The 13,445-nt window shown below is 75.2% G+C and carries 14 protein-coding genes; 6 read left to right on the top strand and 8 right to left on the bottom strand.

The window, feature by feature from the left end; translation table 11 throughout:
* Positions 1 to 107: 107 nt before the first annotated feature.
* From BMW27_RS09845 to BMW27_RS09835, 3 genes are read right to left on the bottom strand one after another with little or no spacing between them, the layout of a single operon-like run.
* Positions 108 to 1,328: an ABC transporter permease gene (locus BMW27_RS09845; RefSeq protein ID WP_091443006.1), complete on the bottom strand. Its 1,221-nt coding sequence runs from the start codon at positions 1,326 to 1,328 to the stop codon at positions 108 to 110.
* Positions 1,325 to 2,065, bottom strand: coding sequence for an ABC transporter ATP-binding protein (locus tag BMW27_RS09840; RefSeq protein WP_091443003.1), 741 nt, complete (start codon positions 2,063 to 2,065; stop codon positions 1,325 to 1,327). The genes BMW27_RS09845 and BMW27_RS09840 overlap by 4 nt, the downstream gene beginning before the upstream one ends.
* Complete coding sequence (locus BMW27_RS09835; protein WP_091443000.1) at positions 2,062 to 3,096, bottom strand: efflux RND transporter periplasmic adaptor subunit; 1,035 nt, start codon at positions 3,094 to 3,096, stop codon at positions 2,062 to 2,064. Before BMW27_RS09835 ends, BMW27_RS09840 begins: the two co-directional genes overlap by 4 nt.
* 185 nt (positions 3,097 to 3,281) lie before the next feature.
* On the opposite strand from BMW27_RS09835, the gene treZ reads away from it, so the two are divergent.
* Together treZ and BMW27_RS09825 are read left to right on the top strand one after the other, a co-directional pair.
* On the top strand, positions 3,282 to 5,036 hold the full coding sequence (gene treZ / locus BMW27_RS09830) for a malto-oligosyltrehalose trehalohydrolase (RefSeq protein WP_091442997.1): 1,755 nt from the start codon (positions 3,282 to 3,284) through the stop codon (positions 5,034 to 5,036).
* 1 nt (position 5,037) lies between these two features.
* The gene (locus tag BMW27_RS09825; RefSeq protein ID WP_091442992.1) at positions 5,038 to 5,760 is read left to right on the top strand and encodes a dihydrofolate reductase family protein; all 723 of its coding nucleotides are present in this window, start codon (positions 5,038 to 5,040) and stop codon (positions 5,758 to 5,760) included.
* On the opposite strand, the gene BMW27_RS09820 is transcribed toward BMW27_RS09825, so the two are convergent.
* The 5 genes from BMW27_RS09820 to BMW27_RS09800 form a co-directional block, all read right to left on the bottom strand.
* Positions 5,735 to 6,130 carry a DoxX family protein gene (locus BMW27_RS09820; protein ID WP_139206866.1) on the bottom strand — a complete coding sequence of 132 codons (396 nt, stop codon included), beginning with the start codon at positions 6,128 to 6,130 and terminating at the stop codon, positions 5,735 to 5,737. The genes BMW27_RS09825 and BMW27_RS09820 overlap by 26 nt on opposite strands.
* 9 nt (positions 6,131 to 6,139) lie before the next feature.
* Positions 6,140 to 7,645, bottom strand: a complete 1,506-nt coding sequence (locus BMW27_RS09815) for a serine/threonine-protein kinase (protein WP_091442984.1) — start codon at positions 7,643 to 7,645, stop codon at positions 6,140 to 6,142.
* A gap of 139 nt (positions 7,646 to 7,784) precedes the next feature.
* Positions 7,785 to 8,171 carry a type II toxin-antitoxin system VapC family toxin gene (locus tag BMW27_RS09810; protein WP_091442981.1) on the bottom strand — a complete coding sequence of 129 codons (387 nt, stop codon included), beginning with the start codon at positions 8,169 to 8,171 and terminating at the stop codon, positions 7,785 to 7,787.
* Positions 8,168 to 8,401 carry a type II toxin-antitoxin system Phd/YefM family antitoxin gene (locus tag BMW27_RS09805; RefSeq protein ID WP_091442978.1) on the bottom strand — a complete coding sequence of 78 codons (234 nt, stop codon included), beginning with the start codon at positions 8,399 to 8,401 and terminating at the stop codon, positions 8,168 to 8,170. The genes BMW27_RS09810 and BMW27_RS09805 overlap by 4 nt, the downstream gene beginning before the upstream one ends.
* A 10-nt stretch (positions 8,402 to 8,411) precedes the next feature.
* Positions 8,412 to 8,732 carry a hypothetical protein gene (locus BMW27_RS09800; protein WP_091442976.1) on the bottom strand — a complete coding sequence of 107 codons (321 nt, stop codon included), beginning with the start codon at positions 8,730 to 8,732 and terminating at the stop codon, positions 8,412 to 8,414.
* Between the two features lie 314 nt (positions 8,733 to 9,046).
* Here BMW27_RS09800 and BMW27_RS09795 point away from each other — a divergent pair, with 314 nt between their 5' ends.
* The 4 genes from BMW27_RS09795 to ligD all read left to right on the top strand — a co-directional run bounded on the left by BMW27_RS09795 (position 9,047) and on the right by ligD (position 13,413).
* Positions 9,047 to 9,409, top strand: a complete 363-nt coding sequence (locus BMW27_RS09795; RefSeq protein WP_091442973.1) for a DsrE family protein — start codon at positions 9,047 to 9,049, stop codon at positions 9,407 to 9,409.
* 49 nt (positions 9,410 to 9,458) lie between these two features.
* Positions 9,459 to 10,538 (top strand): ATP-dependent DNA ligase, encoded by a 1,080-nt coding sequence (locus tag BMW27_RS09790; RefSeq protein ID WP_091442969.1) that lies wholly within the window; start codon positions 9,459 to 9,461, stop codon positions 10,536 to 10,538.
* A 164-nt stretch (positions 10,539 to 10,702) separates the two neighbouring features.
* Positions 10,703 to 12,259: an alpha/beta hydrolase gene (locus tag BMW27_RS09785; protein WP_091442965.1), complete on the top strand. Its 1,557-nt coding sequence runs from the start codon at positions 10,703 to 10,705 to the stop codon at positions 12,257 to 12,259.
* 86 nt (positions 12,260 to 12,345) lie between these two features.
* On the top strand, positions 12,346 to 13,413 hold the full coding sequence (gene ligD, locus BMW27_RS09780) for a non-homologous end-joining DNA ligase (protein WP_091442961.1): 1,068 nt from the start codon (positions 12,346 to 12,348) through the stop codon (positions 13,411 to 13,413).
* Positions 13,414 to 13,445 lie beyond the last annotated feature (32 nt).

Genomic DNA, 13,445 nt, shown 5'->3' with positions numbered 1-13,445 from the left:
AACGGCCCCGCTGCAGGGTCCCGCCGCGAGCCCCGCGACCGGCTGGAACGGCCCCGCTGCAGGGTCCCGCCGCGAGCCTGCGAGCGGTGGGGGGCAGCGGGGTCCTTCTAGAAGCGGATGGCGTCGATCACCTTCGCCCGGACGGCGATGACCGCGGGCAGCAGCCCGGCCAGCGCGCCGACCGCCGTGGCCGACACCAGGCCCTCCACCGCTGCGGCCACCGGGAAGGCCGGGGTCTCGGCCAGCGGGACGCCGCTGTTGAGCAGCTGCTCCAGCGGCAGGTTGCGCACCAGGACGACCGACAGCGCGACCGCGGCGAGCCCGGCGAGGAACGTGGCGCAGACGCTCTCCAGCACGATCGCGGAGAACACCCGCGACGAGGTGGCGCCGAAGCTGCGCCGGACGCCGATCTCCCGGATCCGCTGGCGGACCGTGACCAGCCCGATGTTGAGCACGCCGAGCCCGCCGAGGACGAGCACCACGATCCCCGCGCCGCGGATGGCCAGCCGCAGCATGCCGAGGGTCTCCTCCAGGCCCTGCGCGTCCTGCCGGTAGGCGTCGACCCGGACCCCGCCGAGCGCCAGCCCGAGGTCGTTCGTGACCACCGCCATGACCTCGTCGGCCTGCTCCGGCGGGACCCACAGCTCCAGCGTGGCCGGTCCGAACACCATCGCCGACGGGTCGGCGGGAGCCGGCTCGTCCCACGGGCCGGCCGAGCGGTCCACCCGGTAGGCGAGCAGCTCGTCGCCGTACCCCTCGCGGACGACCCCGACGATCGCGGCCCGCACCGGGCTGTCCCCACCGATCACGACGGTGGGGTGGCCCGACAGGTCCGGGACGCCCAGCGCGCCGAGGAACGCCTCGTTGACGACGACGGCCGGCGCCAGGCTGTCCCGGTCGCCCTCGCGCAGCCACCGGCCCTGGATCGGCTCGATGCGGTGCAGCTGCCCGTAGGACGGCGAGACGCGCTTGGTCTGCACCGCCTGGGTGCCGCCGGGCAGCCGGAAGCGGGTCTCCTCGTAGCCGATGCTGGCGGTGGTCGTGATCCCGTACCGCTCGGTGAGGTCGGCGACGGCGGCGTCCCACTCCTGCGGGTCCGGCGGCATCCCGGTCTGCGGGTCGTAGGCGGTGACGGCGATGGTGGCCGGCCGGCCACCCATGCGCTCCCCCTGCTCCTGCTGCACCTGGGCGACCAGCAGGCCGAGCGCGGTCACCGTCGTCATGGCGAAGACGGCGAGGAAGACGCCGACCAGGGAGAGCACCACCCGGGCCTTGTGCACCCGCACCTCGCTCCACGCCTCGGCGAAGGTGGCCAGCACGGGCGTCACGGGGCCGCTCCCCCGAGGGGGGCGGCCGCGGGCGGGGGCAGGGCCGGCGCCGGGTCGGGCAGCGGCGTGAGCCGGCCGGCGTCCAGCCGGTAGCGGCGGTCGGCCAGCCCGGCGACGTTCAGGTCGTGGGTGATGGTGACCAGCGCGGCGCCCCCCTCGGCGGCGGCCTCGGCCAGCAGCGCCATCACCTGCGCACCGGTCTCGACGTCGAGCGCGCCGGTGGGCTCGTCGGCCAGGACGACGCGCGGCGAGCGCACCAGCGCCCGCGCGATGGCGACCCGCTGCTGCTCACCGCCGGAGAGCCGCTCGGGGACGGTGCCGGCGCGGGCACCCAGACCGACCCGGTCGAGCAGCTCGCGCGCCGTGCGCCGGCGGCGCAGGTAGTCCCGGCCGCGGGCGTAGAGCAGCGGCGCGGCGACGTTCTCCTCCGCGGTGCGCCGCGGCAGCAGGTTGAACTGCTGGAAGACGAAGCCGAACACCTCGCCGCGCAGCCGGGCGCGACGGCGGGCCCGCAGCGCGTCGGTCGGCTCCCCGTCGAGCAGGTACTCCCCGCCGGTCGGGGTGTCGAGCAGGCCGAGGAGGTTGAGCAGCGTCGACTTGCCCGACCCGGACCGGCCGATGACGGCCACGTGCTCGCCCGGCGCCACCTCCAGGTCGACCCCCGTGAGGATCGGCAGCACCCCACCGTCGGGCAGCGCGACCTCGCGGCTGATGCCCCGCAGGCTGAGCAGGCTCACCCGAACGGCCCGGCGGTCCCCGGGCTCTCCACGGTGTCGTCGGGCACCGGGACGAACGCCAGCACGGAGTCGCCCTCGGCCAGGCCCTCGCGGACCTCGACCTGGTCGCCGTCGGTGAGCCCGAGGACCACCGCGCGCTCCTCCTGCGCGCCGTCGGGGCCGACCACCCAGACGTTGCCGCGCTGCACCGAGCCCTGGACCGCGGTCACCGGGACCACCAGCACGTCCTCGGCGACACCGGCGTCCACCACGACCGTGGCGGCCATGCCGGCGAACACCGTCGTCCCGGCGGGGACCCGGCAGCGGGCGGTGGTGCCGCCCTGCGCCGTCCCCGTGGCGGCCGGGTCCACCCCGTCGGAGGCCTGGTCGCCGCTGCCGCGGTCCGCGGCCGCCGGCGCGCCGAGCGCGAGGTCGGTGCAGGTGAACGGCGCCGGCCCGCCCTGCGCCTCCACCTCTGCGGTGGACGGCGGTGCCAGCAGCCGGAACTGGTCGTCCTGGGTGAGCGTCGCGGTGACCGACAGCGATCCCGGGGAGATGCCGGCGACCCGGTCCCCGACCGCGACGACCTGGTCGACCAGCACGTCGACGGCGGTGACGGTGCCGGCCGTGGGAGCGAGGACGGTCGCCGTCCGGACCAGCGGCGCGCGGGGCCTGCTGGTGGGGTTGCCCTCGGCGTCGGTGCCGGGGACCGGCTCGCGCTCCTCCTCCCAGCGGACCTCGACGACGGCGTCGCCCTCCTCGACGACGTCGCCGTCCCCGACCAGCACCCGGCGGACCGTGCCCGCCTTGGTGGCCCGGACCGGGACCGTGGCGTCGGCGACGACCGTGCCCTGGACGGTGACGGTGTTGGCGACCGTGCCACGCGCCACCGGGACCACCGGGGAGGTGAGGTCGACCGGCGGCGCACCGGCGGCCACCGGCGCCGTCCCACCGCTGCCGCCGCGGAAGGCGAGCACCACGAGGGCGACGGCGATGACGGTCCACACCAGCAGCCGGAGGGCCGGGAAGACGACGGTGCGGACCGTGCTCATGGCGCTCCTCGGGGGGCGGGCTGGTGCTCTCCTGCACCGGTGGGAGCGCACGGTAACGACACCGGGACACTCCGGAAGCCCGATGACGCACGGCACGCCGGGAACGCGCGGTTGGGGACCGTCCGCCCGGGCACAACCCCCCGGACCGCCCCACGACGACCCCGTGCTCCCCTGGAGGCTCCTGCATGTCCGCTGCCGTCGAGTTCGCCGTCTGGGCGCCGGTCCCGGAACGGGTCCGGGTGCAGGTCGACGGGTCGGTGCACGAGATGCGCCGCGAGGAGGGCGGCTGGTGGCGCGCCGAGGTCGAGGCCGGTCCCGAGGCCGACTACGGCTTCCTGCTCGGCGACGACGACACGCCCCGTCCCGACCCGCGCTCGCGCCGCCAGCCCGAGGGCGTGCACGGGCTGTCCCGCCGCCACGACCCCGCCGCGTACCAGTGGGGTGACCGGGCCTGGACCGGCCGGCCGCTGGCCGGCGGGGTCGTCTACGAGATGCACGTCGGCACCTTCACGCCCGAGGGCACGCTGGACGCCGCGGTCGCCCGGCTGGACCACCTGGTCGACCTCGGCGTTGACTTCGTCGAGCTGCTGCCGGTCAACGGCTTCGACGGCACGCACAACTGGGGGTACGACGGCGTCCTCTGGTACACGGTGCAGGAGAGCTATGGCGGTCCCGCGGCCTACCAGCGCTTCGTCGACGCCTGCCACCAGCGCGGCCTGGGCGTTCTCCAGGACGTCGTCTACAACCACCTCGGCCCGTCCGGGAACTACCTGCCGCTGTTCATGCCGATCTTCAGCGAGGGCGGTGCCAACACCTGGGGCAGCTCGGTGAACCTCTCCGGGCCCGACTCCGACGAGGTGCGCCGCTACATCATCGACAACGCGCTGATGTGGCTGCACGACATGCACGTCGACGGGCTGCGGCTGGACGCCGTCCACGCGCTGGTCGACAAGCGGGCCACCCACGTGCTCGAGGAGATGGCGCAGGAGGTCGACCGGCTGTCGGTCGCCGAGGGCCGGCCGCTGACGCTGATCGCCGAGAGCGACCTCAACGACCCGCGCATGGTCACCCCGCGGGTGGCGGGCGGTCTGGGCATCCACGCCCAGTGGAGCGACGACTTCCACCACGCGCTGCACTCGGTGCTCACCGGTGAGGGCCAGGGCTACTACGGCGACTTCGCCGCGGCGGGCCTCGCCGGGCTGGCCAAGACGTTGACCGGCGCGTTCTTCCACGACGGCGCCTGGTCGAGCTTCCGCCGCCGGCACCACGGCCGGCCGGTCGACACCGCTCTGCTGCCGGGGTGGAAGTTCCTCGGCTACCTGCAGGACCACGACCAGATCGGCAACCGCGCGGTCGGCGACCGGATCTCGGCGTCCCTCTCCCCCGGTCTGCTCGCCGTCGGCGCGACGCTGGTGCTCACCGGCCCGTTCACCCCGATGCTCTTCATGGGCGAGGAGTGGGGCGCCGCCACGCCGTGGCAGTTCTTCACCAGCCACACCGACCCGGAGATCGGCCGGGCGACGGCGGAGGGGCGCAAGGGCGAGTTCGCCGAGCACGGGTGGGACGCCGACGAGGTGCCCGACCCGCAGGACCCGGAGACCTTCACCCGCTCGAAGCTGGACTGGAGCGAGCCCGAGCGCGAGCCGCACCGGACGCTGCTCGCCGCCACCCGGGCGCTCCTACGCCTCCGGCACCAGCACCCCGACCTGGTCGACCCGGACCTGTCGCGGGTCCAGGTCTCCTGGGACGACGCCGACCGCTGGCTGGTGCTGCACCGCGGCTCCCTGCGGGTGGTGGCGAACCTCGCCGACTCCCCCCGGGAGATCGACCTGGACGGCCCGGCGACGGAGGTGCTCTTCGCCACGGGGGAGCTGCCGCACCTCGACGGACGCACGGTGACCGTGCCGGCCGAGAGCGCGGCCGTGCTGACCACCGCCTGACGTGCGGCGGCTGCTGCCCGACCCCTCCCCCGACCTCGACGACGCCGCGCTCGTCGAGGCCTACCGGTTGCCGGCCGGCCGCCGGCTGCGGGTGGACTTCGTCGCCTCCCTCGACGGCGCCGTCACGGTCGGCGGGAGGAGCGCGGGACTGGGCTCGCCCGGCGACGAGCGGGTGTTCCGCACCCTGCGCGCGCTGGCCGACGCGGTGCTGGTGGGGCACGGGACGGCGGCCGCGGAGGGCTACCGGCCGGTGGCCGCCGACCCGCACGTCGCCGAGCTGCGGACGGCGCTGGGCCGGCCGGTGTCCGCGCCGGTCGTCGTCGTCTCGCGGCGGGCCTCGCTCGCCCCTGGGGACCGGCTGGCGGTCTCGCCCACGGTCCTGGTGACGTGCGCGGCGGCCGACCCGGACCGGCGGGCGGCGCTGGTCGACGCCGGCGTGACGGTGCTGCTCTGCGGGGACGACGACGTCGACCTGCCGGCGGCGCTGGATGCGCTGGCCGAGCGCGGGCTGGAGCAGCTGGTCTGCGAGGGCGGACCGGTCCTGCTGACGGCGGCGCTGGCGGCCGGGGTGGTCGACGAGCTGGACCTGACGATCGCGCCGGCGCTGGTCGGCGGTCCGGACCGGCTGGTGGCCGGGCCGCTGCCGGACGTCGTCCGCCCCCGGCTGCTGCAGGTGCTGGAGGAGGACGGCGTGCTGTTCACCCGATACGCGGTCGACCGGTAGCGCGCCGGGCGACCGCCGCGGCCCAGGCGACGTAGCCCAGGTTGACGGCGACCCGCGCCGCGACACCGATCGGCCGGTCGAACGCCCGCTGCGCCGTGCGCCGGAGACGCAGCGGCTCGAGGTGCGCGGGCAGGTAGGTCGTGATGAGCGCGGCGGTCGACCGCGCGCCGGTCCGGCGGGTCGCCGGCACCGCGACGAGGACGCCGACGGCGACGTCGGCCAGCCCGCTGAGCACGACCAGCGCCGAGCGCGCCGGCAGCCACGACGGCACCAGGCCGCGGTAGTAGCCGGGGTTCGTGAAGTGGGTGACCCCGCTGCCCACCATCAGCGCGGCCAGCGGCCACGCCGCCAGGTCGTCCCTCCCGGTCACCGCCACGAGTCAGCCGTCCCGACCTGTGGTGCCGTTCCCGCCGCCCTCGTTCCCGTTCCCGCCACCCTCGTCGCCGTTCCCGCCGCCCTCGTTCCCGTTCCCGCCACCCTCGTTCCCGTTCCCGCCACCCTCGTCCTCGTCCGCCCCCTCCTCGCTGCCGTTCCCGCCGCCGGTCTCGGTGGGCGGCGGCGCGACGGCGTGGGTGACGGTCAGCGTGCTGCCGGGCGCGACCGGACCGGACGGCGCCACCGCGGTGACCTGCCCGTCGGGGACGTCGGACCGCTCGACCGGGACCAGCGCGACGGCGAACCCCTGCCCGGCGAGCTCGCCCTGCACCACCGCCACCGGCCGGCCGACGAGGTCCTCGGCCACCACCTCGACCCGCGGGTCGGTGATCGGTGCGGTGACCGGGCCCGGGGTCTGCTCCGTCGCCGGGGTCGGGTCCCCGCCCGAGCTCAGCGCGACGCCGATGACGGCGGCCACGGCGAGCAGGGCCAGCACGGCCAGCAGCAGGCCGCGCCGCCGCCCTCCGCGCCCCGAACTCGGGGCCGCTGCCCGCGGCGGACCGGACGGCAGCACGCGGGTGGCGGCCGGGCCGACCGCACCCGCAGCCGGGGCGACCGCACCCGCGGCCGGCATCGCCGCCGTGGCCGCCCGGGCCGGTCCCGGCACACCCGGGCCGCCGGAGAGGCCGTCGACGGCGTCCCGGAAGGCGTCGCCGTCCGCGGGACGCCGGGCCGGGTCCTTGGCCAGCGCGCGGCCGACGAGCGCCTGCCACGGAGCCGGGACCCCGGCCGGCAGCGGCGGCGGCTCCTCCCGGATCTGCTTGAGCGCCACCTGCACCGAGTTCTCGCCCTCGAACGCCCGCCGGCCGGCCAGGCACTCGTAGGCCACCAGGCCGAGGGCGTAGACGTCGCTGGCCGGGGTGGCCGGCCCGCCCGAGGCCTGCTCCGGCGACAGGTAGTGCGCTGTCCCGACGACCTGTCCGGTGCCGGTCAGCGCCACGCTGGACGCCGACCACGCGATGCCGAAGTCGGTGATCTTGACGACTCCGTCCGGGCGGACCAGCACGTTGCCGGGCTTGACGTCGCGGTGCACCACCCCGGCCTCGTGGGCGGCGCCCAGGCCGGCGGCGGCCTGCCGCAGCAGCCCGGCGACCCGGGCCGGGTCCAGCGGGGACTCCCGCGCCAGCAGGTCGGCCAGCGACTCACCCTCGACGAGCTCCATGACCAGCCAGGCGACGTGCTCGCCGCCGCCGGGTCCGACCGCCTCCGTCTCGCCGTAGTCGTGCAGCGTGGCGATGTTGGGGTGGGACAGCGCCGCGGTGTGCCGGGCCTCCGCGCGGAAGCGTTCGAGGAAGGACCGGTCCCGGGTGTACTCACTGCGCAGCACCTTCACCGCGACGTCCCGGTCGAGGAGGGTGTCCCGGCCCCGCCACACCTGGCCCATGCCACCGGTCGCCAGCAGCGACCGCAGCTCGTAGCGGCCTCCCAGCAGAGCGGTCCCCGGCCCCATGCCCCTCCTCCCTGCACCGCACGCAGCGGGCCGGCCCGGCCCGACACCGGATCATCGCCGACCCCGGCGCGGCCGACCATCCGGCCCCGGGGGCGTCCTCCCGGTGGGTGACGGACGCGGCCGGGTCGACGGCCCCGGGTCAGCCGACCAGTCGGACGACGTCGCCGTACGCCGCGAGCCGCGCGTCCGCGGTGAGCAGCACGGCCCCCTCGGCGACGGCCTGGGCGACCAGGAGCCGGTCGAACGGGTCGCGGTGGACGTCGGGCAGGTGCTCGACCGCGGCGGCGTGCTCGGCGGTGACCGGGAGGTGGTCGAGGACGAGTTCGCTGGTCACCCGCCGCGTCCACGTCCGGACGTCGGACCCGACGGTGAGCTTGCCCAGTCCCTGCTTGATCGCCAGCTCCCACACGCACACCGCGGAGAGCAACCGCTGATCGGCGTCGAGGACCAGTTGTCTGGCGGTACCCAACCGAACCGACTGGTGGGTGGCCCAGACGACGACGTGGGTGTCGAGGAGGACCTTCACCCGTCGCCCTCGAACGCCCGCTGCAGGTCCTCGGGGAGGTCGTCGAAGTCGTCGGCGATCCACACGTTGCCCCGGTCGAAGTCGAAGTTGGGCGTTCGCCGCGCGGGACCCACCAGCCGGGCGACCACCTTGCCGCGATTGGTGATCTCGACCTCCTCGCCGGCCGCGACCTTCTCCAGCAGCCGCGACAGGTGCGTCTTGGCCTCGTGCACGCCGACCGATGTAGTCATGTGACTTAGTCTACTCGTCCGGCACCCGCGCGTGACCGGCGTCGTCCGCGCCCTGACTGTGGCAGGCTGCCCACCCGGTGAGCGGTGCGCCGACATACCGGACGCGGACGGGCACGGTGATCTGGTCGGTGTCCACCTTCGCGACCGGCTCCAGCCCGGCCACCTCACGCACCCGGGACAGCAGGAAGGCGCGCACCGCGCCCTGCTCCTCCACGAGCAGCACCCCGTCCGCGAAGCGCGCCAGCACCTCCCGCAGCGGCGGCTCGTCGCCCTCCAGGAGGACCGTCCGGGCGCGGTAGGCCATGTCGGGCCGGTACTCCGCGACCTCCACGGGCCCGCACGGTCGCCGTCACCGGCCCGCTCCGCTCGGGCTCACCGCCCAGCAGACAAGCCGGACGGCGTCGCCGCACGCCCTGAGCCGCTGGTCCGCGGTGGGCAGCACGGTCCCCCGGCGACGGCCTGTGCGACGAGGGGCCGGTTGGCGATCCAGACCTCCTCGCCGGCCGCGACCGCCTCCGCCGACCCCGAGGAGGACGGCGTGCTGTCCGCCCGGAACGCCATCGGCCGCTGCCGCGGGACCTCCGACTCCTGCGCCGGGCACCCGGCCGCCCCTAGCGTCCGCCTCCCCGACCGTGCGGAGGAGCCATGGGCAAGGCAGTGGTCAGCCTGAAGACCGGACTCGAGGACGCGGAGACGGTCACCGTCGCGATGCTCATGGCGGTGGGTGCGGCCGAGTCCGGCCGTCCGACCGCGATGTTCCTGGCCAAAGAGGCCGTGCGGCTGGCCCTGGACGGGGTGGCCGTCGGGACCGCGTGTGAGGGCTGCCCCCCGCTGACCAGCCTGTTCGAGCGCTACGCCGCGGCCGGCGGGCGGCTGTTCGTCTGCCCGATCTGCTTCAACGCCAAGCAGCTCGACGCCGCCGGGCTGGTCAAGGGCGCCGAGCTCGCCGGCACGATTCCCCTGTGGGAGTGGATCGGCGACGAGGGCGCCACCACCTTCAGCTACTGAGCCGGCCGCACACCGCCGTCCATCGGCGGTGACTGCTTGACTGGCCGGCATGGACCTGCCCCTGCTGCCGCCGGTGAAGCCGATGCTGGCCAAGGCCGTGACCACGGTGCCCACTGCCGAGGGCATGTTCTACGAGCCGAAGTGGGACGGCTTCCGGTGCATCGTCTTCCGGGACGGCGACGAGGTGGAGCTGGGCAGCCGCAACGAGCGCCCGCTGACCCGCTACTTCCCCGAGGTGGTCGAGGCGGTCAAGGCGGCGCTGCCCGAGCGCTGCGTCGTCGACGGCGAGATCGTCGTCCCCCAGGGCGACCGGCTGCACTTCGAGGCGCTGCTGCAGCGCATCCACCCGGCCAAGTCGCGGGTCGACCTGCTGGCCGAGCAGACGCCGGCGTCGTTCGTGGCCTTCGACCTGCTGGCCGTCGGGGACGAGTCGCTCCTGGAGACCCCGTTCGCGCAGCGGCGGGCCCGGCTGCAGGAGGTGGTCACGGGCACCGACTCGGTACACGTCACCGCGATCACCCAGGACCCGGACACCGCGCGTCGCTGGTTCGAGGAGTTCGAGGGCGCCGGGCTGGACGGCGTCGTCGCCAAGGCCGCCGACCTGCCGTACGGCCCCGACCAGCGGCTGATGACCAAGGTCAAGCACGTGCGCACGGCGGACTGCGTGGTCGCCGGGTTCCGCTGGCACAAGAGCGGGCCGATCGTCGGGTCGCTGCTGCTGGGCCTCTACGACGACTCCGGCGACCTGCAGCACATCGGCGTCGCGGCGTCGTTCCCGATGGCCCGGCGGGCCGAGCTGGTCGAGGAGCTGGCCCCCTACCGGGCCGAGGCGCTGGACGGGCACCCGTGGCAGGACTGGGCGAACGCGCAGGTCGTCAACGGCGGCGACGGCGAGGAGCACCGGATGCCCGGCGCGCAGAGCCGCTGGAACGCCGGCAAGGACCTGTCCTGGGTGCCGCTGCGCCCGGAGCTCGTCGTGGAGGTCAAGTACGACCAGCTGGAGGGGCGGCGGCTGCGGCACACCGGCCAGTTCCTGCGCTGGCGCCCCGACCGGGAGGCGCGCAGCTGCACCTACGACCAGCTGGAGGTGCCGGTGCGCTACGACCTGGCGGAGGTCTTCGACGGCTGAGCGGGGAGCCCCCTGCCCCCGCCGCGGAGGCCCCGTCCCCCTCACCTCTCGCGCGCCGGGCGAGCCTCGGGACGGGGCCGGCGGCGGGATCCTGCAGGGGCCGCCGTCACCGGGGCGGGGCCCGTGCCTGCGCCGGCCGGGTCCGCCTCATACCCTCAGGACCCATGCGCGTGTCCCGCGGCCTGGTCGCCGCTGCCACCGGACTGCTCGTGGCGGTCTCCGGCTGCACCTCCTCCGACGACGGCGCGGCGGAGTCGTCGGCCCCGGCGTCCTCGGCGCCGGTCGAGCCGGAGGCGGCGGAGATCGCCTGGACCGACTGCGACGCGGACCTCTCGCAGCTGGTGGCCGGCCTCCCGGGCAGCGAACGGGACCTGGCCTTCGAGTGCGGCCGCACCGAGGTGCCGATCAGCTACGACGAGCCGCAGGGCGCCACGCTGCCGCTCTTCCTCGTCCGGGCGCGGCTGGCCGGTCAGACCGACCGCATCGGGTCGCTGGTCATCAACCCCGGCGGACCCGGCGGCTCGGGCGCCGACGCCGCGCTCGGTCAGGCGCTGACGCTGCCCGAGGACGTGCTCCGCCGCTTCGACGTGGTCGGCTTCGACCCGCGCGGGGTGGGGCTGTCGACGCCGGTCGAGTGCATCCCGCCCGACGTCAAGGACCGGGTGGTCGCCGCCGAACCGCGACCGACCACGCCGGAGCAGGTCGACGCGGCGTTCGCTCTGCAGCAGGAGCTCGCCGACGGCTGCGCCGAGGAGTACGGCGAGGCGCTGGGCACCTTCAACACCGTCGACACCGCGCGGGACATGGACCTGCTGCGCCAGTCGCTGGGCGACGAGCGGCTGACCTACCTCGGCTACTCGTACGGCACCACCCTCGGCTCCACCTACGCCGAGCTGTTCCCCGACCGGGTGCGGGCGCTGGTGCTCGACGCCGCCGTCGACCCCGACGACGACCCGCGCGCCGAGGCCGAGCAGCAGGCCACCTCGCTCGAGGCGAGCTTCGACGCGTACGCCGCCAACTGCGTCGGCCTGGTCGCCGGCTGCCCGCTCGGCCCGGAGCCGCGCCGCTTCACGGAGGACCTGCTGAACCAGGCGGCGGCGGCGCCGATCCCCAGCGCGCGGCCCGGAGAGAACCGCCAGGCGACGCCGGGCATCGTCATGACCGCCGTCCTGTACTCCCTCTACGACGCCGGCCGCTGGCCGCAGCTGACGCAGGCCCTGTCCACCGCCCGGAACGGCGACGCGGCGGGGGTGTTCTCGCTGGCGGACGCCTACTGGAGCCGGATGGCGGACGGCACCTACACCAACACCATGGACGCCAACCTGGCGATCAACTGCGCGGACACCGACCCGGGAACCGAGGTCCCCGAGGAGGAGGTCCGCACCCTCGCCACCGAGTGGGGGCAGCGCTTCCCGCTGTTCGGCGCGGGCTCGGCCGTGGGGCTGCACAGCTGCGCGGCGTGGGAGGCCGAGCGCACCCCGATCCCCGAGCGGGACGCCGAGGGCGCGGCGCCGATCCTGGTCGTCGGCACCGCCGGCGACCCGGTGACCCCGCTGCCCGGCGCGGTCGACATGGCCGAGGACCTCGCCTCCGGCGTCCTGCTGACCTACCAGGGGCAGGGCCACACGGCCTACCCCCGTACCGACTGCGTCACCGGTGCGGTGAACGCCTACCTCATCGACCTGGTGGTGCCGCCGGACGGGCAGACCTGCCCCGCCTGAGTGGTGCGGCACGCCGGGTCGGCACACGACCCGGCCCGCTCGCCTAGGGTGCGCCGGGTGATCACCACTGCGGGGTCGGGTCGCTGATGGCGTCGTCGAAGGACGCCGTCCTGCTGCAGGTCGACGGGCGCGAGGTGCGCGTGTCCAGTCCGGAGAAGCCGTACTTCGCCGAGCGCGGCATCCGCAAGATCGACGTCGTCGAGTACTTCGTCGCGGTCGGCGACGGGATCCTGCACGCACTGCGGGACCGGCCGACCACGCTGGAGCGCTGGCCGGGCGGGGTGTTCGAGGGCGCGCGGCTGTCCACCCGCACGGACAACACCGGCGACGCCTTCTACCAGAAGCGGGTGCCCAAGAACGCCCCCGACTGGGTGCCGACCGCGCACATCACCTTCCCCAGCGGGCGGACGGCGGACGAGATCGCGCCGGACTCGGTGGCCGTCGTCGCCTGGTGCGCGAACCTCGGCACGCTGACGTTCCACCCGTGGCCGGTGTCGAAGTCCGACGTCGAGCAGCCCGACCAGATCCGCATCGACCTCGACCCGCAGCCGGGCACCGACTTCTCCGATGCCGTCCGGGTGGCCCCGCACGTGCGCGAACTGCTGCACGAGCTGGGCATGGAGGGCTGGCCGAAGACCTCGGGTGGACGGGGGGTGCACGTGTACGTGCCGATCCAGCCGCGGTGGACCTTCCCCGAGGTGCGCCGGGCGGTGATCGCCTTCGGCCGCGAGCTGGAACGGCGCATCCCCGACCGCGTGACGATGTCGTGGTGGAAGGAGGAGCGCGGCGAGAAGATCTTCATCGACTACAACCAGATGGCCCGGGACCGCACAATCGCCTCGGCGTACTCCATCCGCCCCAAGCCGCACGCGCCGGTGTCCGCGCCGGTCGACTGGGACGAGCTGCCCGACGTCCACCCGACCGACTTCGACGTGCTGACCATGCCGGCCCGCTTCCGCGAGGTGGGTGACAAGCACGCCGCGCTGTCCGACCACGCGTTCGGCATCGAGCCGCTGCTCGAGCTGGCCGAGCGCCAGGCGAAGGACCAGGGCCTCGGTGACCTGCCCTATCCCCCCGACTACCCGAAGATGCCGGGCGAGCCGATGCGGGTGCAGCCCAGCCGCGCCAAGCGCTCTACCAGCGAAGATGACTGATCCGGTCGTCAGCGGAGGAGCAGCACAGCGCT

This window comes from Geodermatophilus poikilotrophus (assembly GCF_900111455.1).
GTDB classification, from domain to species: Bacteria; Actinomycetota; Actinomycetes; order Mycobacteriales; family Geodermatophilaceae; genus Geodermatophilus; species Geodermatophilus poikilotrophus.
Note: the sequence above shows the minus strand (reverse complement) of the source record. Positions and strands in the feature narration are given on the sequence as shown.